We start from the raw sequence: 18,363 nt of genomic DNA, 5'->3' as shown, positions 1-18,363 counted from the left end.
GCCACCGTGCGATTGCCGGCAAGCCTTCCAGTTTGGATCCGCATAGCGTCGAACCTACGAAGGGGCGTTGGTTCCTGGCGTCATATTGCAGAGCGTTTTTGATTAAGAAATAAGGAAAATAACATGTTGAAAACCAGGATCAGCCTGGTCGCCTTGGCGATGATCGCCGCGACCCAGGCACAGGCCAATGAGCAGGCCGACAGCAAGGGCTTCATCGAAGACAGCCACGCCAATGTGCTGCTGCGCAACGCCTACATCAACCGTGACAAGAAGCACGGTACCGATGACCAGATCGAATGGGGCCAAGGCGTCATCGCCAACTTCTCCTCCGGTTTCACCCAGGGCACCGTCGGTGTCGGCGTCGACGCATTCGGCCTGTATGCCGTGCGTCTGGACGGCGGCAAGGGCCACAACGGTGGTGGCGGCGTCGACTTCTTCAAACCGCACGAAACCACCAATGCCGAGGGCAACGCCAGCTCGCCGCATAACCTGGCCCGTGGCGGCGCTGCCGTGAAATTCCGCATCTCCAACACCGTGCTGAAGTACGGTGACCAGATGCCGGCACTGCCTGTGCTGCAGTACGACGATGCGCGTCTGCTGCCAGAAAGCTTCACCGGCACCTTGCTCACCTCGAAAGAGATCGAGGGCCTGGAGCTGAACGCCGGTCGTTTCACCCAGGAAGCGCGCAAGAGCGCCGAGCGTCGTGACGGTGGTGGCCTGAAGTCGATCAACGTCTTCGGCGGTAGCTACAAGTTCACCGACAACTTCACCGCTTCGCTGTACACCGCAGACAACGAAGACGTGATGAAGAAGCACTACCTGGGCTTGAACTACGTCTTCCCGATCGCCAGCGACCAGTCGCTGACCCTGGACTTCAACGGCTACAAGTCGGACATCGACAAGCAGTACGTACAGGCCGCTGGCCTGAACGGCGACTCCAACACCATCTGGAGCCTGGCTGCCACTTACGCGTACGGTGCCCACTCGTTCACCCTCGCGCATCAGCGCAGCACCGGCAGCACCGGCTACAACTACGGCTTCTACCAGAACGCCGGTGGCGTGGGTGACGGTGGTTCGACCATCTACCTGGCCAACTCGTACTGGTCCGACTTCAACGCCGAAGACGAGCGCTCCTGGCAGCTGGGCTACGGCCTGGACTTCGGCGCCTATGGCGTTCCGGGCCTGACCTACAAGCTGGCCTACGTGGTGGGTGACAACATCAACACCCGCAACGTCGCCAACCCGCAAGGTTTCGGTGAAGGTAAAGAGCGCGAGATCTTCAACCAGATCCGCTACGTGGTTCAGGACGGCCCGGCCAAGGACCTGTCGATCAAGCTGCGTAGCTCGTTCGTGCGTACCAACAATGCGGTACAGCAGAACGGCTACAACGACGACGGCAACGAAGTCCGCGTATTCGTCGAGTACCCGATCAGCATCTTCTGATCTGATCCCGCTGGGGCTGCTTTGCAGCCCCAGTTGTTCAAGCCGGCGCTGTTTCTTTGCGGCGTATAGCCGGCGCTGCCGCCACCCCTGCAACTTCCCCCGTCTCCGGTGCAAAGCTGTCGCTACGCGCCATCCGCCACATCCGCGCATAAAACTCGCTTTCAATCGAGCCACTGAGCAATTCGCCAGGCTTGAGAAACGTATGCAAATCCGAGAACAAGCCGATTTCACTGGCGCTGACACGCCGTGCCAGGTGCTTGGGCTTGAGTTCGCTTGGGTGCTCCAGCCCTGCGGCCGCCAGCATCTCGGCCAAGGTGTGCAGCGTGTTGCGGTGAAAGCTGGCCACGCGCTGGGCCTTGTCCGGTACCACCAATGCGCGCTGGCGTAACGGGTCTTGGGTGGCAACCCCGGTCGGGCACTTGTTGGTGTGGCAGCTTTGCGACTGGATGCAGCCGATGGCGAACATGAAGCCGCGCGCCGAATTCACCCAGTCGGCACCAATGGCCAGCACGCTGGCGATATCGAAGGCGCTGACGATCTTGCCCGCTGCGCCAATACGGATGCTAGCGCGCAGGTTCAGGCCGACCAAAGTGTTGTGCACGAACATCAGCCCTTCGCGCATGGGCACGCCCATGTTGTCGCTGAACTCGCGTGGTGCCGCGCCGGTGCCGCCTTCCTTGCCGTCGACGACGATGAAGTCGGGGGTGATGCCGGTGGCCAGCATGGCTTTGGCAATGCCCATGAACTCCCACGGGTGCCCCAGGCAGAACTTGAAGCCCACCGGCTTGCCGCCCGACAGTTCGCGCAGGCTGGCAACGAACTTGAGCAATTCGACTGGCGTGCGGAAGGCGCTGTGCGCAGCCGGGGAGATGCAGTCCTGGCCTTCGCGCACGCCCCGGGTCGCGGCGATTTCCGGGCTCACCTTGTGCCCTGGCAGGATGCCGCCGTGGCCGGGTTTGGCGCCCTGGCTGAGCTTGATCTCGATCATTTTCACTTGCGCCGAACGCGCTTGCTCGGCGAAACGTTGCGGGTCGAAACGGCCCTCTTCGGTACGGCAGCCAAAGTAACCGCTGCCGATCTCCCAGATCAGGTCGCCACCATGTTCGCGGTGGTAAGGGCTGATGCTGCCTTCACCGGTGTCATGGGCAAAGCGGCCCAGGCGCGCGCCCTGGTTGAGGGCAGCGATGGCGTTGGCGCTGAGGGCGCCGAAACTCATGGCCGAGATGTTGAAAATCGAGGCCGAGTAGGGCAGCCGGCATTGCGGCCCGCCGATGGCGATGCGGAACGAAGCAGGGTCGGGGGTGGCCACCGGCAGCATCGAATGGCTGATGAATTCGAACCCCGGCTTGTAGGCATCGTTGAGTGTGCCAAAGGCTTTTTCGGCGCTTTCATTCTTCGCCCGGGCGTACACCAGCGAGCGCTGGGAGCGAGAGAACGGCAGCTTGTCGTCGTCGCCTTCGATCAAGTATTGGCGGATTTCTGGGCGGATAGTTTCGATCAGGTAGCGGATGTTGCCCAGGATCGGATAGTTGCGCCGCACCGCATGGTGGCTCTGACGCAGGTCATTGAGGCCGACCAGGCTGAGCAGGGCGGTGAGCACGGTGAACGGCCAGAGCCAGGCATGTTGGGGCAGTAGCGGCAGGCTGGCGAAAGTGAACAGCAGGCAGGTGACGAGGCAGGCGTAGCGGCTGGGCAGTGAGTGTTTCATGGGTCCATCGCAGGCAGGATGACCGGGCCTAGGATAGGCAAAGGCAGCCTGCGGAAAACCAGGTGAATCGGTAAAAGACTGTTACCTGATCGCAGGTTTGCGCTATCTGTTGCACTGTAGGGCAGGTTATTCGGGCAACCGCACACTGGCCCGCAAGCCGCCGCCGTCGCGGTTGTAAAGCAGCAACTCGCCGCCATGACTGGCCGCGATGCGCTGGGCGATGCTCAACCCCAAGCCATACCCGCCTGATGCCTGATTGCGCGACCCTTCCCCCCGCACGAACGGGTCGGTAACCGTCGCCATCAAGCCGGGTGCAATCCCCGGCCCGCAGTCATCGATGTGGATAAAAACCCCCGTGGCCGCGCGCTCCAACGTGACCGAAACGTCTTTGCCATAGCGCAAGGCATTGACCAGCAGGTTCTGCAGGCACCGCTGCAGCAGCAGGGCATCGACCCGCACGGTGCCAGCCTGGCCCTCAACGGGAAGTGGCTCACTGGCGGTGGCCAAGTCCGCGCACTGGCGCGCCACCAGCCGGTCCAGGTCCACCTGCTGCAGGTTCTGCTGCTCACCGGCGCGCAGGTAGTCGAGCACCTGGCCGATCATGTCGTCCATCTGCGTGATGTTCTGCCGCAGCCGTTCACGCTGCTCATCGTCTGGCAGGCGCTCCAGGCGCAGGCGCATGCGGGTCAGCGGGGTACGCAAATCGTGGGACACGGCGGCGAGGAAGTAGGCCTTGTCGTTGACCATCGCAATCAACCGTTGCTGCATCGCATTGAAAGCCTGCGCCGCCTGGCGCACTTCCTGCGGCCCATCCAGCGCCAAGGGCGGCTGCTCCAGGTTGCTGCCCAGCCCTCGCGCTGCGTCCGCCAGGCGCTGCAGCGGGCGTAGGCACAAGCGCACGGCCAGCAGGCACACCAGCAGCACGGCGACGATACGCAGGGCATACACCCGCAGCAGGTAGTCGCTGATCAACGCCCAAGCAGACTCGCCACTCCAGCCCTGCAGCTCCTGGCCATCGATGGTCAGCCAATGCCCATCGGCCAGCGGCACTGCAAACTGAATATGCGCTTGGGCCGTGCGCAAGCCGAACAGGCTGCGCCAGACAATCGGCTGGCCCAGTTCGTCAGTCAGTTGCACCTTTATCAGGCGCACGTCCACAGGATGGCCAAGCTCGTACTTGAGGGCCTGGTGCAGCAGCAATTCGATGCGCTTGCGCCCCCTGCGTTCGTCCCCGTCTTGCGCGGGCAAGGCCTCGGCACAGCGCAGCTGATAATGGGCCGGCGCCTGCACCGCACCGGCATGGCAGTCGGCCTTGGCAATCAGGGGCGCGCTGCGGGCGGCGATCAGCCGCACCGGGGCTTCGAGCACCTGCGCAGAACGCACATCGAACCAGATGCTGCTCGACATCAGCTGGATCACCAGCGTGCCGCTGACCATGATCAGCAGCAGTTGGCCAAACAGCGTGCGCGGCCACAGCCGACGGAGCCAGCGCACCTCAGGCATCCGCCTCGCTGCGGGCGAGGCTCAGCAGGTAGCCTTCGTTGCGGATGGTGAGGATCTGCGCGACGGCACCCGGCGCGCGGCGCAGTTGCTGGCGCAGGCGGCTGACGCACATGTCTACCGAGCGGTCATCGGGCAGGTGGTCACGGCCGAACGCACTGCGGGTCAGATGATCGCGCGAAACCACACGGTTGTTGGCTTCAAGCAGCTCACGCAGCACGCGGTAATCGGAGCGGGGCAGGGTCAGTGTCTCGCCGTCCGGGCGGGTGAGCAGGCGCTTCACGTGATCGAGGCGAAAACCGGCAAATTGCTGCGCTTCGACAGCCGGTTTTGCCACCGGTGTATCGAGGCGCTGGGGGCGACGCAGCACGGCCTTGATCCGGGCAATCAGCTCGCGTGGCTCGAAGGGCTTGGCCAGGTAGTCGTCCGCGCCCACTTCCAGGCCAATGATGCGGTCCAGCGTGCTGCCTTTGGCAGACAACATGATCACCGCCAGGCCAGGGGTGGCTTGCAACTGGCGGCACAGGCTCAAGCCATCCTCGCCGGGCAGCATCAGGTCCAGCACCACCAGCTCCACTTTGTGCGCTGCCAGTTGCTCACGCATCTGCTCGCCATCAGCGGCGGCCAGTACGGTGTAACCGGCATCTGTCAGGTAATCACAGAGAAGTTCGCGGATTTCGTCGTCATCGTCGACAACCAGCAGCGTTGTGCTCATTGCTAAAAACACCTGTTCGGTGAGGGCCGGTGGCGCTCGTTACGTTCAATTACATCCCCGTACAAGCCGGGGCTGGAGCCCCAAGGGCGGATCCCTAGAATCGTAACAAAAAATCATCTGCGAATACGAAACCTTCCCAAATGAAACCTCGGAGCATCATGAACGACTTCTCTCCCATCGGCCGAGGCGCAAGTCACCTCACCCCACTCGCCTTCTTCATCGCAGTGGCCATCAGCGGCGGCGCCATGGCTGCCGACAGCAAGCCACTAGAGCTGGATGCCACGCAGATCGAGGACAGCGCGCTGGTGCCTGCCGATGAAGCCGGGCAGCTAGGGTACACGGTCGAGAGCAGCCGCAGTTCAACCGGCCTCAAGCTGACGCCGCGGCAAACGCCGCAGTCGGTGACCACTATTACCCGCCAGCAGATGGACGACCGCGCCATCCACACCATCGAGCAGGCGCTGGAAACCACGCCAGGGGTGACGGCCAGCAAAGCCGAAGTCGGCGGGCGCACCGATTACCGGGCTCGGGGTTATTCGATCAGCAACTGGAAGGTCGATGGCCTGCAGTTTCAGGGTGGCTCCGACTTCAGCGGCGGTGGTAACGCGCTGAACATGGACCTGTACGAGCGCATCGACATCGTGCGTGGCGCCAACGGCCTGCTGGGCGGCACCGGCGACCCCTCGGCCACCGTCAACCTGATCCGCAAGGCCCCGACCAAGACCTTCGGCGGCAGTGCCTACGCGACCTACGGCAGCTGGGACAAACGCCGCCTGGGCGCCGACCTGAACCTGCCATTGTCCGAGGACGGCCGCCTGCGTTCGCGGTTTGTGATGACCCAGCAGGATGCCAACTCGTTCCGCGACAACCAGTCCGAGCGCGCCCGCGCTGCGCTGGCCAACTTCGAATTCGACCTCGACGACGCCACCACTCTGGGTGCCGGTTACCAGTACGAATACAACAAGGTCGTCGGCGGCGGCTGGGGTGCGAATATCCCGATCTGGTACCGCGACGGCAGCAAGACCGACCTGCCGCGCAGCACCAACGTGGTGCCCAGCTGGAGCTTTGGCGAGTACACCACCCGCACGGCATTCGGCTCGCTGGAGCACCGCTTCGACAACGACTGGACGCTGGACCTGAATGCCGCCCAAAGCACCGCCGAGGCCCTCAACCACCGCGGCCTGGCCAAGGTCAACTCAGCCGGCCGCGGCACCTTCGGCGGCTACTGGGACCAGGACGGCAGCGGCGCCGTGCTCAACGGCCTGCACAGCGCCAGCGACACCACCCAGCAGTCGGCGCAGATCGACCTGTCCGGCCCCTTCCAGCTGTTCGGCCGTACCCATCAGGCGATGGTCGGTTACAACGACAGCCGCACCGTGGCCTGGTCACCGGAATACACCTGCAACATGGTCAGCGACGGCCGCGTCAGTGCTGCGGCGCTGGGTTGCCAGTTCCGCGCCAACAACGGTTTCCCGCTGACCGACTGGCGCAATGGCGTGGATGACGACTACGACATGATCGCCTCGCGCACCGGCCGCCACAGCAAGACCACCACCCGCTTGCAGGGCATGTATGCAGCTACTCGCCTGAGCATCACCGACCCGCTGTCGGTGATCGTCGGCGTGCGCACCAGCAACTACTCCGCAATCACCCGCAGCAATGCCGGCGTGCGCACCAGCCAGGAAGAAAACGGCATCGTCACCCCCTACCTGGGCACGGTGTACGACCTCAACGACACCTACTCGCTGTACGCCAGCTACACCGACATCTTCACCCCGCAGACCGCCGAGACCAGCAGCGGCAGCAAGGTCGAGCCGATTCGCGGGCAAAGCTACGAAACCGGCATCAAGGGTGAATGGTTCGATGGCCGCCTGAACGCCTCGGCGGCGTACTTCCGCACCAAGCAGGAAAACAAGGCCGTGCTGGACGGCGACCTGACCACACCGACCGGTAACGACGCCTACAAGGCTGGCTCTGGCCAGGAAACCGACGGCATCGACCTGGAAATCGCCGGTGCACTGACCCCGAACTGGAACGTGTACGCGGGCTACACCTACCTGCACTTCCGCCGTATCGACAGTGATGGCCGCAGCGACCCGTCGCACCTGTTCAAGGCTTCGACCACGTATCGGCTGTCTGGCCCGCTGGACCGCTTGACCCTTGGCGCAGGGGTTACCGCGCAGAGCAACATTCGCGCGGTATCCAGCCCCGCTGGGCAGCCGAGCAATGGCGTGAGTACGGGCGCTACCGACGTCAACTGGTCGGGGTATGCGATCTGGAATGCCATGGCCAAGTACCAGCTGACTGACGATACGAGTGTCAGCCTCAATGCCAATAACCTGTTCGACAAGCACTACTACACCCGCTACGGGTTCTACGCGGGGGCTATTTATGGTGATCCGCGGAACCTGTCGTTGACGGTGAGTACGGCGTTCTGACGGAGGCACCTGGGGCTGCTGCGCAGCCCATCGCAGGCCAGCGCTGTGCCTGAGGTGTTGCGCGTTTTGTGTAGGAGCTGGCTTGCCTGCGATGGGCCGCAAAGCGGCCCCCTGCGGTCAGTTGGATTGCGCCTGCTGTACCTCGCGAACCGGCTTGTCCAACCGGTCCTCCATACGGTCCCAGTCCCCCCCGAACAACTCCACCGGATGCATAGTGCGATCGGCTCCATTGCCGCAGGCCAGCGCTTTGGCGGGGCAATACAGGTCGCACCCCCAGCAGATGCGTTCAGGGTGGCTGGGGTTGGTCGGGAATTTCTTGGCCATAGCGTCCATTCTCGCAAGTGGGGTGCTGAGCCCAAGCTATGCCTTCCAGCGCTTTCAGCCTTGATTGAAATCAAGGCGCGCTGCGTCTTGCGGTAAGGTATTCAACTTATCGTTTCTGCGTTCGGCATGTGATCGCGAAGATCGGTCCAAGCAGTATCACTGACTGGGGGTGATAGGGGCGCTATCTGACACAAGAAGGAATGCATGAAATGGCATCGATGAAACGTCCCCGCCTGCGGGCGGTTCAGCCTCGGTCGGGCACTGGCCTTGAGCTGACTTTTAGCAATGGGCAGCGGTTTACCCTGGATATGAGCGACGCGCTTAAAGCGTATCCGGGCTTGGCGCCACTGGCTAAGCGCAAAGCGTTCGAAGACGTGACGTTAGGGGATGGAGGCTGGTCTGTGGAATGGCCGGCGCTGGATATTCAGATCGGTGCCGACACCCTACTGCTGGACGCGCTTGCCCAGAACGCCCCGGATGAGAACACCCGGATATTCATTCGCTGGCGGTTGCGGCATCGGATGACGCTCGACCAAGCTGCCGAAGCGCTGGGCGTCAGTGCGCGCAGTATCAGCCGTTACAGTAGCGGTCGTGAAGCGGTACCACGCACACTGGCGTTGGCTTGTCTGGGCTGGGAGACGTTGGAGCAGAAGGCAGCCTGATAGGTCATGCTTGCTCCGCCCTGGGGTAATTGCGGGGCGGGGTAGCGAACACACAAACAAAAAAGGCCCACCTTTCGGTGAGCCTTCTTTGATACTGCGGATGGTGCGGCACCAGGAGTCGAAAATACTAATAACTATATGATTTACAAGAAATTTGTTTTTTAAAATTCAAGTAGCTATCTCTTAAAATATCCCTTGACTCGCTCCCGAGCACTGCAGACGACTAAGAGGGTCGGGACCTGCTCGGCTTCGGTGCATCTCAGGAACCCGTGCTTGCATGATAGATGGCACGGCTTTTCAACGACAGTACGCTGCAGCAAACGCCCAGGGCTGGGGTGGTCAAGGCCGCTGTTGGACAAAACTGGTCCAGCCCATCACGGTGGGCTTTCGATTTTGAGCCCGTTCGAGAACGATGCGAGGCCTATTTTCTTTCTGTCTGCCCTGACGCAAAATGTGCCACTGTCCGGCGCTCAGTCAGCCTGCGGCCTTGATGATTTTCTAACCAAGTAAACATATGCTTTGGAGTGGGCCTAAATTCACTTCAATCTCAAAAAGGATTTTCGATGAGTACCAACCCAGATCAATCAAATAGAAATATTGAACTCGATGTTGATCAAATTGATGAGTGGTATGAGTCTGAGGATGATGTGGTTGGTCCCCTCCCTGCAAGCAATCCGGACGAACTGGAGAAAAAGTACGCTGAAACTCAATTGAGGGTTGTCCGATCAACAATGGATTTCACTCTGCACCATCTCCAATCATCTCTGCGCGAGTCAAGCTACATAAATATGGCGCCAGAGTACCAGCGCCGCGCGCGCTGGGATCGTAAGAAAAAATCGTTGCTTATTGAATCGATATTGTTGAACGTTCCTATACCTCCGCTCTTTCTGTTTGAGGCTGAATATAACGAGTATGAGGTCATGGATGGTCGTCAACGTCTGGAGACGATCATTGATTTTTTGGATAATGGATTCGCTCTCACGGGCCTAGAGTATTGGGCTGAAATCAATACGAAACGATTCCGTGATCTTCCTGAAGCAATACGGCGAGGGTTACTTCGCCGCACTGTAAGTGCAGTTGTGCTTTTGGCCGAAACCGCCAAAGGAAATGGTGACTTTGACATACGTATGGTTCTTTTCCGGCGCTTAAATACTGGCGGAGTTAAACTAAATCCTCAGGAATTACGAAATGCAGCATTTCCTGGCGCGTTCAATGAGATGATTAAACGCTTATCTCGTTCGGATAGATTTGTTGATGTGTGGGGAATTCCTCGAAAAACCGAGAATGAAGATAAAGAGCCTGCGGCTGAATTGATAAAAAACGTACTCTATCAGACTATGATGGACTGCGAATTGGTTCTGCGATTTTTTGCTATTCGAGAAACGTTTGTTGGTACAAATAGAGGGTCGCTGCGGCATATATTGGATAATACCATGAGGAAATATAAAAATATTTCTGGACAGGACATGGAAATTTTTGAGTCGCAATTTAATTCAAGTGTTGATGCCCTTGTTAAACTAATTGGACCTGGGTTTATTACTCTACCCGGCACTGGTCGACCAAGTCGCCCTCTTTACGACGCACTAATGGTAGCCGCTAGCACTGTTGGAGGCCCAGACAAATTTGACGAGCCTGCAGAGGTGAAGAGGAAACTAGCGACCGCTCTTGGTAACAAAGATGATTATGATATTCTCGTAGGGCGGGGGAATACTGTCGAGTCAATCAAAGCTCGTATTGTGCTAGCTCAAAAAATTATTTCGGTTTGAGGTTGCTATGGACCTCATACTGTCCGAATTCCAGCGTGATCTTTCAGTTATTACTCGTCAATTAGATTTAATGGATGAGATTAGAAAATTCTCTTCCACTTCAGAACTGTCAGAGGGGTATCGTAGCTCCATATCTGCGAACGAAGGAAAGTCTTCGCCCAGTACGGCTCTTCGGAAGTATCTTTCAGAAGCGCATTCTTTACATATGAGTGCGAGAAACTCTCATACAGGTTTGCCTATAGCCAATGGTACAATGGCTCTCTACATAGCCGGCCGTTTCGAAGAGTACACTCGGACATCCTTTGAAGATTTATGTCAAAAATTAGCGCAGCGTGCATCGTCATTTAAGGCGCTTCCTAAGAAAATGCAGGAAAGCCTCGTCGTTTACACTTCTATGGTTATGCAAGCGCCAAGAAAGTTTCAGCACGGAGAGGGTGCGGTTGCAGGATTTGCTGCGAATCTTGCGGCCAACCTTTCTGGAGAGTCCTCTGTAGATCAGATAAATTATCAGTGCTTGTCAATTACAGAGGCCAATATGAAGCCTGATACGCTTGCTGATCTATATGATCGAATTGGTGCTAAAGATATATGGAAAAAAATTAGTCAGCAGGCGGCTGTTCAGGCCTATTTCGCCACGTCGGATCAATCAAACGCGGAAACACTTGCGAAACAGAAGTTGACGGCTTTAATGGAGCTTCGTAATTCTATTGCGCATCCCTCTACATCGATTACTTGGCCGGCCACAGAAAGTGTTCGCGAATACATTGGGTTTCTCGACGTTTTGGCCAGTTCACTGTCTAGTTTGTCTGGTGTCTTTGCTGCAACGCTTTGTCGTGTAGAATAAATTTTTGAAGTACTTGCTCAGGACTGGATAAGAAAGCTCTAGAAAAAGCCCCGTAAGCTAAAGCGGGGTTTTTACTTAAAATGTTGATAATTTCTCTAATTAGCAAGATCCTGGCCTCTGGTGGTGTGTGAGAGTCCAATACTGGCGGTTATCGGTCCTCAATATAAAATCCAAACTAGATTAAAGTTTGAAAACCCATGATTTTTCTAAGCGTCGGACGAGCAGTCTTACGGTCAGCAAATAGTAATACCGCGTGGGCTCTTTGCGTTGACCTAGACGTTCTTCTAGGAACCAAATCACGTGCTTTCTATGCCAAGCCCAAGGCGTTTCTTGATGCCAGCGCTCAGCGATTGCAGCGTGGATAGCCTTCGCCTGCCGCAAATGGCGTTGCCGCGTCGCGTAGGGCCCGGTCAGCACGCCAGCCAAGAACAGCTCCATATCGAATGGCTTATTCATTGCCTTCCCCCGATGTAGGCGGCCACCACATCGATGCGACCATGCCCCAGCTCATAACTGATTTGCGTCCGGGCCTCACGATCAAGGTTTCTATCTACCTGGCAAAAGTGGCCGCCATTGATAGGTGCGCGGTGTTGGGTGATTTGCTCATAGCGCTCACAGGCGTACGCCGCCCGTAGCTCATGGAAGCCTTTGAGGTTGTGTGCATGCAGGACGTCCCGCGCTGGGCGGATGATTTCCTGCAGAACAGTCAGATAGCTTTCGTCTGGCGCAATCAGGTTGCGGCTACTCGCAGGCGACACTTGCCGTGCAAACCCAAGTGCGTCTTGGACATGGTGGTCCACCGCAATCCATCGTGGCGCTGAGGCGCCAGCTCGGCCGCCTTTGGTGCCATCCTGGATGTTGATCCTGTCTAGTTCGTTAGCCTCACGGCTCAGCCGTGGTAAGTCAGCTAGGATGGCCTCACGCAAGCGCATGCCGGTGGCTCGCGCCAACAGAACAATGGCTGCGGCCCGTAGTTGATGATGGCTGCAAAGCACATCGACAATCTGCTTAACCTGTTGGCGATCTTGGCCCTGCGGCACCGAGTCTCGCACCCCGGTGCGCTGCATACCCAATGCCTTGCTCGGACTTGGTAATTTCACGCACTGATCACCGCGAAGCGCTGCCATGGTCCGGTTAACGCTGGATAGCCGGTTCTGCGCGGTGCTGATGGCAAGGTCACCGCGCCTAACCACGTCGCGTAGATACGCCGCATAGTCCGCCAACACCTTCCGATCAATCTGCCGCGCATCATTGATACCCGGCCCCTGTTCTGAGCGGCACCATTTCACGAATGCATGCCACCGATCACAGTGCGCCTTGACCGTGCCGTAATGACCGCCACCGAACATGTCTTTCAGCGCCTGAGGTCCTGCGTAACTCAATTGCCTGCCGTAGCCGAAATTACGACCATTGCGTCTACCCACCAATGCCATATCAGTCACCTCATCTCGTTCTCCGATCCTCGCCCCACGTCATCCCGCCAAGAATGCTGAGTGTTATCAGGGATCAAGGCCCCTGCGACCTGTGGGGAATGTCCTCTACGCGGGACTGGCGGCTCCTTACAACCGGGAGCAAGGGCATCTCATGATCTGGCCTCCTGAGCACCGTTACCGGTGGGCGGGTGGAGGCAGTGCTGGCTGACTAAACCAGCGCCTGAAGATCCTGAGCCGGGTGAACGCAGCAATGCGATGATCGGGGCATGCCTGACTGTCAGTCAGGTGCAGTCCATTCCCTGGTCTGCGGCACCATCATCTACAGCGCTGTTGCTGGTGACATCGGCGTTTGTCACGCCGATTGTCACGAGGGGGATTGCCGCAAAGCCATATGCGATCAGGGCTGCAGCAGTGGTAGAAGTGCCCGTCTCTTTCCAGAAGAAAGAGACGGGCACAGGTTGGCGCAATATTCGGCCAAGCGGATAGGTTGCTGCAGGGCAGCGAGGTACGGTGTATCTGGCGCACGAGCGCTATTTGTGTAAGAGCATCCATCACATGGGTAGTGACCGGGCGGGCTGCCGGATGCGAATCGCCCTTGGGGAGAACCACCGCGGGAGCGGCGTAACCTTTAAGGTTTGGGTCACCTGGGGATGCTGTCATCGACAGCTCTTGCGACTCCCGGTCTACGCTTGTGGACAATATTCGTCAAGCAGCGGGATATCAAGGATTTAGCGCCTGTGGATAAAACTATCCCCCGGTGGACATCAGTGGTTTTCCACAGACGTGAGCTGTGCCAGCATTTTTTTACTTAGGTATGGTCCTTTCAAACGGGGCGGCTTTGCAGCCCCGTTTGAAAGGACCTGCGCGGAGGAGCTTCATGCGGTGCTGTGGGTAACTTCACAGCGAGTCGAGGTGGTGGTGCGGCGGGTTACTCGGTCCTCTTGGCACTGCGAAGCCGCGTGACGTTCTCGCCCGTCTGCTTGGCAAACTCATGCGGCGTCACATGGTCCTCGCGGTTCGCCTCCAGAAACCGACTCCACCAGGTCATGATCATCCGGCGCTCTTCGAGGAACTCGGCCTTGTGGGTATAGGCGGCGCGCACGTTGTTGCGTTCCTTGTGGCTCATCTGTCGCTCGATGGCCGTCTCTGACCACAGCCCGGACTCGACCAGCGCACTGCACGCCATGGCTCGGAACCCGTGGCCGCAGATATCCACCTTGGTGTCGTAGCCCATCGTCCTGAGCGCGGCATTCACCGTGTTCTCGGACATCGGTTTCCACGGCTTGGCATCTCCCGCGAACACCAGGTCGAACTTGCCGGTGATCGCGTGGATCTGCTCAAGCAATGCCACTGCCTGCGGCGATAAGGGTACAACGTGGATATCCCCGGCCATCTTTGTACCCCTTGTGGAAAAGGGCACACCGTCCAGCGGCGGGCGGGTGTCGGGGATCTCCCAGATGCCGCGCTTGAGGTCGAACTCGCTCCAGCGGGCGAAGCGCAGTTCGCTGGACCGTACGAATACATGCAACGACAGCATCACCGTGAGGCGCGTGAGCGGGCGACCTCTGTAGTCCTCGATGCATGCCAGTAGCTCTGGGAGCCGCGATAGGGGTAGTGCGGGTCGGTGAGTTACCCGTGGTGTCTTGATCGAGCCATCGAGGTCGTGAGCCGGGTTCGCCGTGATTAGTCGCAGCCGTTTGGCTTCACGCATGATGCTTTGCAGGTAGTTCTTGATCCTGAGCGCCACGTCGATGGTGCCGCGCTTCGTCACGGCTTCCAGTGGCTGCATGAGGTCGTGGGTGTCCAGCTCAACAATTGCTCTGGCACCGATCAAAGGGAACACGTGGGTCTTCAGTCGGCTGAGCACAGTCTTGGCGTGGCCGGGCGCCCACTTCGGCACCATGCTCGCATACCAGTCGAGCGCAACGCTTTCGAAGGTCCGGCCGTTGATCACGGCTTGGGTCTTGGTTTGTTGCTTGTACTGGATAGGATCTATGCCGTTGGCGAGCTGCTGCTTGATCTCGAAGCGCTTGCGGCGTGCGTCGCCCAGCCCGACCACCGGGTAGCTGCCGAGAGCGGTCAGGCCTTCGCGGCCATCGGGTTTCACGTACCTGAGCCGCCAGCCTTTGCGGCCGTTGGGTTGCACAAGGAGGTAGAGACCGTCGCCGTCGAAGAGCTTGTACTCGCGCTCTCTGGGCTTTGCCGTGCGACAGGCGGTGTCTGTAAGCGGGGCAGTGGTGCGGGCCATAAGGGTAGTCTCCGATATCGAAACGGACCTCTATCCTTAAAACTACCCTTATTAGCGCTGGCTACCCTCGGAATCCGACGGAACGCCAAAACGAAAAAACCCGCCAGAAGGCGGGTTTTTCGGGGGTTCCAGAGATTTTGAAAGCTTTCTATGGAACCTTGAATGGTGCCGGCACCAGGAATCGAACCCGGGACCTACTGATTACAAGTCAGTTGCTCTACCATCTGAGCTATACCGGCAATGGGGCGTCATTATAACGATCGTTTGGCGCCTGTAAACCACTTCCTTGCGATTGTTTGCAAATGACCTAAGTCACCGGCTTAAAAGGAGATTTTTCTTACCAGCCGCGGTGGATCGTGTTGACGCTTGGTTCGGTTTTGCCGGGGTTGAAGAACAGTTTGTCGTTGTCGCAGCCGCGCTTGCGGCAAGGGCTCTCGACGCGCAGGGGCAGGCCTCTGTCGCCACCCAGTTGCATGCCGGGGGTGTCCCAGCCCAGGTGGCTGGAAGGGTGGCTTGGGGTGTCGCTGGCGCAGGCGGTCAGGGCCATGGCGAAGGTCAACAGGGCTAGGGGTTTGGCTTGGGTCACGATGAGGAAGTCCGTTAGTCCATTGTCGGTTCTGGCGCAACGCCAGAAGGTCGCGGGGCTGGCGGGCAGCGCGCGACGTCTCTTTTTAATGATTTGGGGGTGAATGATACACCGTGGGGAGGTGTGCAGTGCGAGCTTTGCGGGCGCTGATCGACCATCTTCAACCGTCGCGCGTGTGTGTGTGTAGGAGCGGCCTTGCGTCGCGAAAGGGTTGCGAAGCAGCCCCAGCAATGTGTGAACAAACGTCGATACCTGCGTTGGTTCGCAAACCTGGGGCTGCTTCGCAGCCCTTTCGCGACGCAAGGCCGCTCCTACAATCAAGGCAGCTATCAGCTGTAGGGCATTTCTGAACCTGAAACCAAATGCTTCGGGGTTGGCATGCTTCGGACCTATCCTACGCGCGCTGCTGAAGTATCGCTGTTGTCGGGGAAATGCCTCACGGATACCGTTTCTGGGTCGCTTCGGCGACCGGGTGTGAGAACCCGATTGAGAAATGGCGGCACTGTAATGGTGGCCGTACGCGGGCAGACTTCGGTCTGGCCGAGTCTTTTCGCGTTTTTTCTCCTCGGTTTCTCACCCCGCGTACGGCTGCCACCTTCAATCCGTGAGAAAGATCGGGTGGTAGTTCCTTTTTGAGAAAAAATGGAAGTTCGCCATGATCAAGATTGTCCCCGACCCACCACGCCCGCTCATCCACACTCCCTACTTCTCTATCCACAGCGACATCTCCCCACACGACGCACTCACCCAGGCCCGCGAGCTCATCCGCGCTGTGGCCCAAACCATCGACGAACACTGCCGCGCCCACGCCGGCGAACCTGACCTTAGCCGGCTGGCCCACACAGCCCAGGCCGCCGAGTCGGCAGCGATATTGCTGCAGCACGCCAGTGAACGCATGAGCGCGGAGGGGAAATCGCATGAACGATAGCCCCAAGCCCATCACCACAGCCGGCCTGGAAACCTTTCTGGAAGTCGGCGACCCACCCGTTGGCCTGTTGCGGGTGCAGCCCGGTATTGCGATCGACGATGCCTATGAACAGGTCTCTGTGCTGCTCAGCTACATCAAGCATCTGCTCAGGGAGGGTGATATGGAAGACGACCACAAGCTGTTGGGTGCGGCCGATTACCTGACGGCGATGGCCAAGGCATTGATGAACGATATCGAGCTGGCCAAGAACAAATCCCGCTGACCCACCGGGCCGTTTTGCGGCCCCAGGCGGGCGCACAAGAAAAGTTTATGCACAAGTAGCATTGCCAACTTGCGCGAAAGGCATGCCGAGCTGCTACACCGCTGGTCTTTGCGCAAACGCCTGTTTTTGCTGGCCTTGAACTGTACGAAGGAATAAGCCAAACGCTTGAAATAGCGCTTGGATCCAACCATTCATCAAAAGCTTGTGCACAGACTTATCCACAGGTTGTGCTGCGGCTAACGGTCGCGTTCTGCCAGGATGAGGATGTTGCGCGGGGTGAGGGGGTAGTCACAGAACAACCCGATGCGTACGGCATAACCCTGTTCTTCCAGAAACAACGCACGGTCGAGTATCAGCCACAGTTCCAGCGGGCGACGGAACAGGTTGCGCACACGTTCCAGGTTGCGCACTTCGGCCAGGCGCTGCCAACCGGCGGCTTCCAGGGCAGCCCAGTCGGGGGTGCCGCTCAGGGGCACGTGCTTGAGCTCGGCCAGGCCCCGGCAGTACGCCTCGAAAGGCTTGTCCAGCCAGGCCACCGGCAGCGAGGGAGTAGGCAGGTAATCATCACACTGGCGCTGCTGGCGTTGCAGCAGATCGAAGCCCAGGCGGCGGGCCATCGAGGTGTCGCGTTGGCGACGCACGCGGGCGCCCGCGGTGACGGTTTCACTCAACGGCAAGCCCAGGTCGTCCAGCGACAAGTGCAGGCTGGAGGCTTGCGCGGCGGTGGATAAAGCCTGGTACTGCTGGGCCTGGATGCGGTTGTAGCAGCAGGGGGCCACGGCCATTTGCCGGCAGCCTTGCTCGCTGGCCAGGTGCAGAAGGCGTACGTGCAGGTCGCCGCAGGCGTGCAGGGCGACCACGGTCTTGTCGCTATCCAGGTGGCCGGCACTATCTGCGGCCATGACATCCTGATGGATATGGTGTGCAGGCAGGTGGTGGTGGTCGCTCAGCGCCTGGCCCGCGGTGACGAGCTCGGGGTCGTATTCCAGGCAGGTCAGGTACTGGCCGGGTTGCAGCAGGCGACGGCCAAGGTGGCCTTTACCAGAGCACCAGTCCAGCCAGTGCCGGGTTGGCGCGTTGAAGGCCAGCCGGCGGGTGAAGGCTTCGATCTGCTGCCACTTGCGGCCGGGCACGCCAACGTCGAGGCGGTGGGCGGCGGCTGGCAGGCCAGCGTCCGGGAGTGTGTCGAGGGTGCAGAGTTGCTGGGCTTGTTGGGCCAGTTGGGGGAAGGGGGCGGGCATGCCTTGCGTCACCCGCTCGGCTTCGGCGTCGCTCAGGCTGCATTGGCGCAGGTGGGCGGAGAGTTCGGGGTGTTCGGCTTCCCAGTCCAGGCGCAGCGCGGTGAAGGGCCTGGGTTTCCACAGGTGCTGGTGCTCGATCAGGAATTGGTCGAGAGCCTTGAAGCGGTCGCTTAGGTGCTGGCGGTGGGGGATGGGGGGTGGGGTCATGATTGTGGTCGGCAGGGGGTGGGGCTGCTTTGCAGCCCTTCGCGGGCAAGCCCGCTCC

16 protein-coding genes and 1 tRNA gene are annotated in these 18,363 nt (G+C 59.3%); 7 read left to right on the top strand and 10 right to left on the bottom strand.

The window, feature by feature from the left end:
* Positions 1 to 123 precede the first annotated feature (123 nt).
* Entirely contained in the window at positions 124 to 1,443 is a 1,320-nt protein-coding gene (locus tag DJ563_RS19715) for an OprD family porin (protein ID WP_033703209.1), read from the top strand.
* Positions 1,444 to 1,480: 37 nt separating this feature from the next.
* Here DJ563_RS19715 and DJ563_RS19710 read toward each other — a convergent pair whose 3' ends face one another.
* The 3 genes from DJ563_RS19710 to DJ563_RS19700 form a co-directional block, all read right to left on the bottom strand.
* Positions 1,481 to 3,151 (bottom strand): FMN-binding glutamate synthase family protein, encoded by a 1,671-nt coding sequence (locus DJ563_RS19710; RefSeq protein WP_434518214.1) that lies wholly within the window; start codon positions 3,149 to 3,151, stop codon positions 1,481 to 1,483.
* A 126-nt stretch (positions 3,152 to 3,277) separates the two neighbouring features.
* Positions 3,278 to 4,654 (bottom strand): ATP-binding protein, encoded by a 1,377-nt coding sequence (locus DJ563_RS19705; protein WP_434518213.1) that lies wholly within the window; start codon positions 4,652 to 4,654, stop codon positions 3,278 to 3,280.
* A complete protein-coding gene (locus DJ563_RS19700; protein WP_186661480.1) occupies positions 4,647 to 5,366 on the bottom strand; it encodes a response regulator in 720 nt (239 codons plus the stop codon). Before DJ563_RS19700 ends, DJ563_RS19705 begins: the two co-directional genes overlap by 8 nt.
* 140 nt (positions 5,367 to 5,506) lie before the next feature.
* Here DJ563_RS19700 and DJ563_RS19695 point away from each other — a divergent pair, with 140 nt between their 5' ends.
* Positions 5,507 to 7,804 carry a TonB-dependent siderophore receptor gene (locus tag DJ563_RS19695; RefSeq protein ID WP_434518212.1) on the top strand — a complete coding sequence of 766 codons (2,298 nt, stop codon included), beginning with the start codon at positions 5,507 to 5,509 and terminating at the stop codon, positions 7,802 to 7,804.
* A gap of 117 nt (positions 7,805 to 7,921) precedes the next feature.
* Here DJ563_RS19695 and DJ563_RS19690 read toward each other — a convergent pair whose 3' ends face one another.
* Entirely contained in the window at positions 7,922 to 8,128 is a 207-nt protein-coding gene (locus DJ563_RS19690; protein WP_434518211.1) for a DUF3079 domain-containing protein, read from the bottom strand.
* Between the two features lie 209 nt (positions 8,129 to 8,337).
* Between DJ563_RS19690 and DJ563_RS19685 the strand changes: the two genes are divergently transcribed.
* The 3 genes from DJ563_RS19685 to DJ563_RS19675 all read left to right on the top strand — a co-directional run bounded on the left by DJ563_RS19685 (position 8,338) and on the right by DJ563_RS19675 (position 11,400).
* Positions 8,338 to 8,790, top strand: coding sequence for a DUF2442 domain-containing protein (locus tag DJ563_RS19685; protein WP_274098702.1), 453 nt, complete (start codon positions 8,338 to 8,340; stop codon positions 8,788 to 8,790).
* Positions 8,791 to 9,353: 563 nt separating this feature from the next.
* Positions 9,354 to 10,556 carry a DUF262 domain-containing protein gene (locus tag DJ563_RS19680; RefSeq protein WP_434518210.1) on the top strand — a complete coding sequence of 401 codons (1,203 nt, stop codon included), beginning with the start codon at positions 9,354 to 9,356 and terminating at the stop codon, positions 10,554 to 10,556.
* A 7-nt stretch (positions 10,557 to 10,563) separates the two neighbouring features.
* Complete coding sequence (locus tag DJ563_RS19675; RefSeq protein WP_434518209.1) at positions 10,564 to 11,400, top strand: HEPN domain-containing protein; 837 nt, start codon at positions 10,564 to 10,566, stop codon at positions 11,398 to 11,400.
* 180 nt (positions 11,401 to 11,580) lie between these two features.
* Here DJ563_RS19675 and DJ563_RS19670 read toward each other — a convergent pair whose 3' ends face one another.
* The 5 genes from DJ563_RS19670 to DJ563_RS19650 form a co-directional block, all read right to left on the bottom strand.
* Entirely contained in the window at positions 11,581 to 11,856 is a 276-nt protein-coding gene (locus DJ563_RS19670) for a hypothetical protein (protein WP_434518208.1), read from the bottom strand.
* The gene (locus DJ563_RS19665; RefSeq protein WP_434519737.1) at positions 11,853 to 12,833 is read right to left on the bottom strand and encodes an integrase domain-containing protein; all 981 of its coding nucleotides are present in this window, start codon (positions 12,831 to 12,833) and stop codon (positions 11,853 to 11,855) included. Before DJ563_RS19665 ends, DJ563_RS19670 begins: the two co-directional genes overlap by 4 nt.
* A 928-nt stretch (positions 12,834 to 13,761) precedes the next feature.
* The gene (locus tag DJ563_RS19660) at positions 13,762 to 15,081 is read right to left on the bottom strand and encodes a tyrosine-type recombinase/integrase (RefSeq protein ID WP_434518207.1); all 1,320 of its coding nucleotides are present in this window, start codon (positions 15,079 to 15,081) and stop codon (positions 13,762 to 13,764) included.
* Between the two features lie 163 nt (positions 15,082 to 15,244).
* Positions 15,245 to 15,320, bottom strand: a tRNA-Thr gene (locus DJ563_RS19655).
* 98 nt (positions 15,321 to 15,418) lie between these two features.
* Positions 15,419 to 15,667 carry a hypothetical protein gene (locus DJ563_RS19650; RefSeq protein WP_033703195.1) on the bottom strand — a complete coding sequence of 83 codons (249 nt, stop codon included), beginning with the start codon at positions 15,665 to 15,667 and terminating at the stop codon, positions 15,419 to 15,421.
* A gap of 655 nt (positions 15,668 to 16,322) precedes the next feature.
* Between DJ563_RS19650 and DJ563_RS19645 the strand changes: the two genes are divergently transcribed.
* Both DJ563_RS19645 and DJ563_RS19640 read left to right on the top strand, forming a co-directional pair.
* Complete coding sequence (locus DJ563_RS19645; protein ID WP_434518206.1) at positions 16,323 to 16,595, top strand: hypothetical protein; 273 nt, start codon at positions 16,323 to 16,325, stop codon at positions 16,593 to 16,595.
* Positions 16,585 to 16,857, top strand: coding sequence for a DUF3077 domain-containing protein (locus DJ563_RS19640; protein ID WP_095065003.1), 273 nt, complete (start codon positions 16,585 to 16,587; stop codon positions 16,855 to 16,857). Before DJ563_RS19645 ends, DJ563_RS19640 begins: the two co-directional genes overlap by 11 nt.
* A 236-nt stretch (positions 16,858 to 17,093) precedes the next feature.
* On the opposite strand, the gene DJ563_RS19635 is transcribed toward DJ563_RS19640, so the two are convergent.
* Positions 17,094 to 18,305: a methyltransferase gene (locus DJ563_RS19635; protein WP_434518205.1), complete on the bottom strand. Its 1,212-nt coding sequence runs from the start codon at positions 18,303 to 18,305 to the stop codon at positions 17,094 to 17,096.
* Positions 18,306 to 18,363 lie beyond the last annotated feature (58 nt).

The sequence above is a fragment of the Pseudomonas sp. NFX1 genome, from assembly GCF_051123555.1.
In the GTDB taxonomy this organism is placed as follows: Bacteria; Pseudomonadota; Gammaproteobacteria; order Pseudomonadales; family Pseudomonadaceae; genus Aquipseudomonas; species Aquipseudomonas capeferrum.
Note: the sequence above shows the minus strand (reverse complement) of the source record. Positions and strands in the feature narration are given on the sequence as shown.

Excerpts from the sequence above, each read along its gene's own strand:
- DJ563_RS19715 (WP_033703209.1), top strand. The coding sequence starts at position 124 with ATGTTGAAAACCAGGATCAGCCTGGTCGCCTTGGCGATGATCGCCGCG.
- DJ563_RS19710 (WP_434518214.1), bottom strand. The coding sequence starts at position 3,151 with ATGAAACACTCACTGCCCAGCCGCTACGCCTGCCTCGTCACCTGCCTG.
- DJ563_RS19705 (WP_434518213.1), bottom strand. The coding sequence starts at position 4,654 with ATGCCTGAGGTGCGCTGGCTCCGTCGGCTGTGGCCGCGCACGCTGTTT.
- DJ563_RS19700 (WP_186661480.1), bottom strand. The coding sequence starts at position 5,366 with ATGAGCACAACGCTGCTGGTTGTCGACGATGACGACGAAATCCGCGAA.
- DJ563_RS19695 (WP_434518212.1), top strand. The coding sequence starts at position 5,507 with ATGAAACCTCGGAGCATCATGAACGACTTCTCTCCCATCGGCCGAGGC.
- DJ563_RS19690 (WP_434518211.1), bottom strand. The coding sequence starts at position 8,128 with ATGGCCAAGAAATTCCCGACCAACCCCAGCCACCCTGAACGCATCTGC.
- DJ563_RS19685 (WP_274098702.1), top strand. The coding sequence starts at position 8,338 with ATGGCATCGATGAAACGTCCCCGCCTGCGGGCGGTTCAGCCTCGGTCG.
- DJ563_RS19680 (WP_434518210.1), top strand. The coding sequence starts at position 9,354 with ATGAGTACCAACCCAGATCAATCAAATAGAAATATTGAACTCGATGTT.
- DJ563_RS19675 (WP_434518209.1), top strand. The coding sequence starts at position 10,564 with ATGGACCTCATACTGTCCGAATTCCAGCGTGATCTTTCAGTTATTACT.
- DJ563_RS19670 (WP_434518208.1), bottom strand. The coding sequence starts at position 11,856 with ATGAATAAGCCATTCGATATGGAGCTGTTCTTGGCTGGCGTGCTGACC.
- DJ563_RS19665 (WP_434519737.1), bottom strand. The coding sequence starts at position 12,833 with ATGGCATTGGTGGGTAGACGCAATGGTCGTAATTTCGGCTACGGCAGG.
- DJ563_RS19660 (WP_434518207.1), bottom strand. The coding sequence starts at position 15,081 with ATGGCCCGCACCACTGCCCCGCTTACAGACACCGCCTGTCGCACGGCA.
- DJ563_RS19645 (WP_434518206.1), top strand. The coding sequence starts at position 16,323 with ATGATCAAGATTGTCCCCGACCCACCACGCCCGCTCATCCACACTCCC.
- DJ563_RS19640 (WP_095065003.1), top strand. The coding sequence starts at position 16,585 with ATGAACGATAGCCCCAAGCCCATCACCACAGCCGGCCTGGAAACCTTT.
- DJ563_RS19635 (WP_434518205.1), bottom strand. The coding sequence starts at position 18,305 with ATGACCCCACCCCCCATCCCCCACCGCCAGCACCTAAGCGACCGCTTC.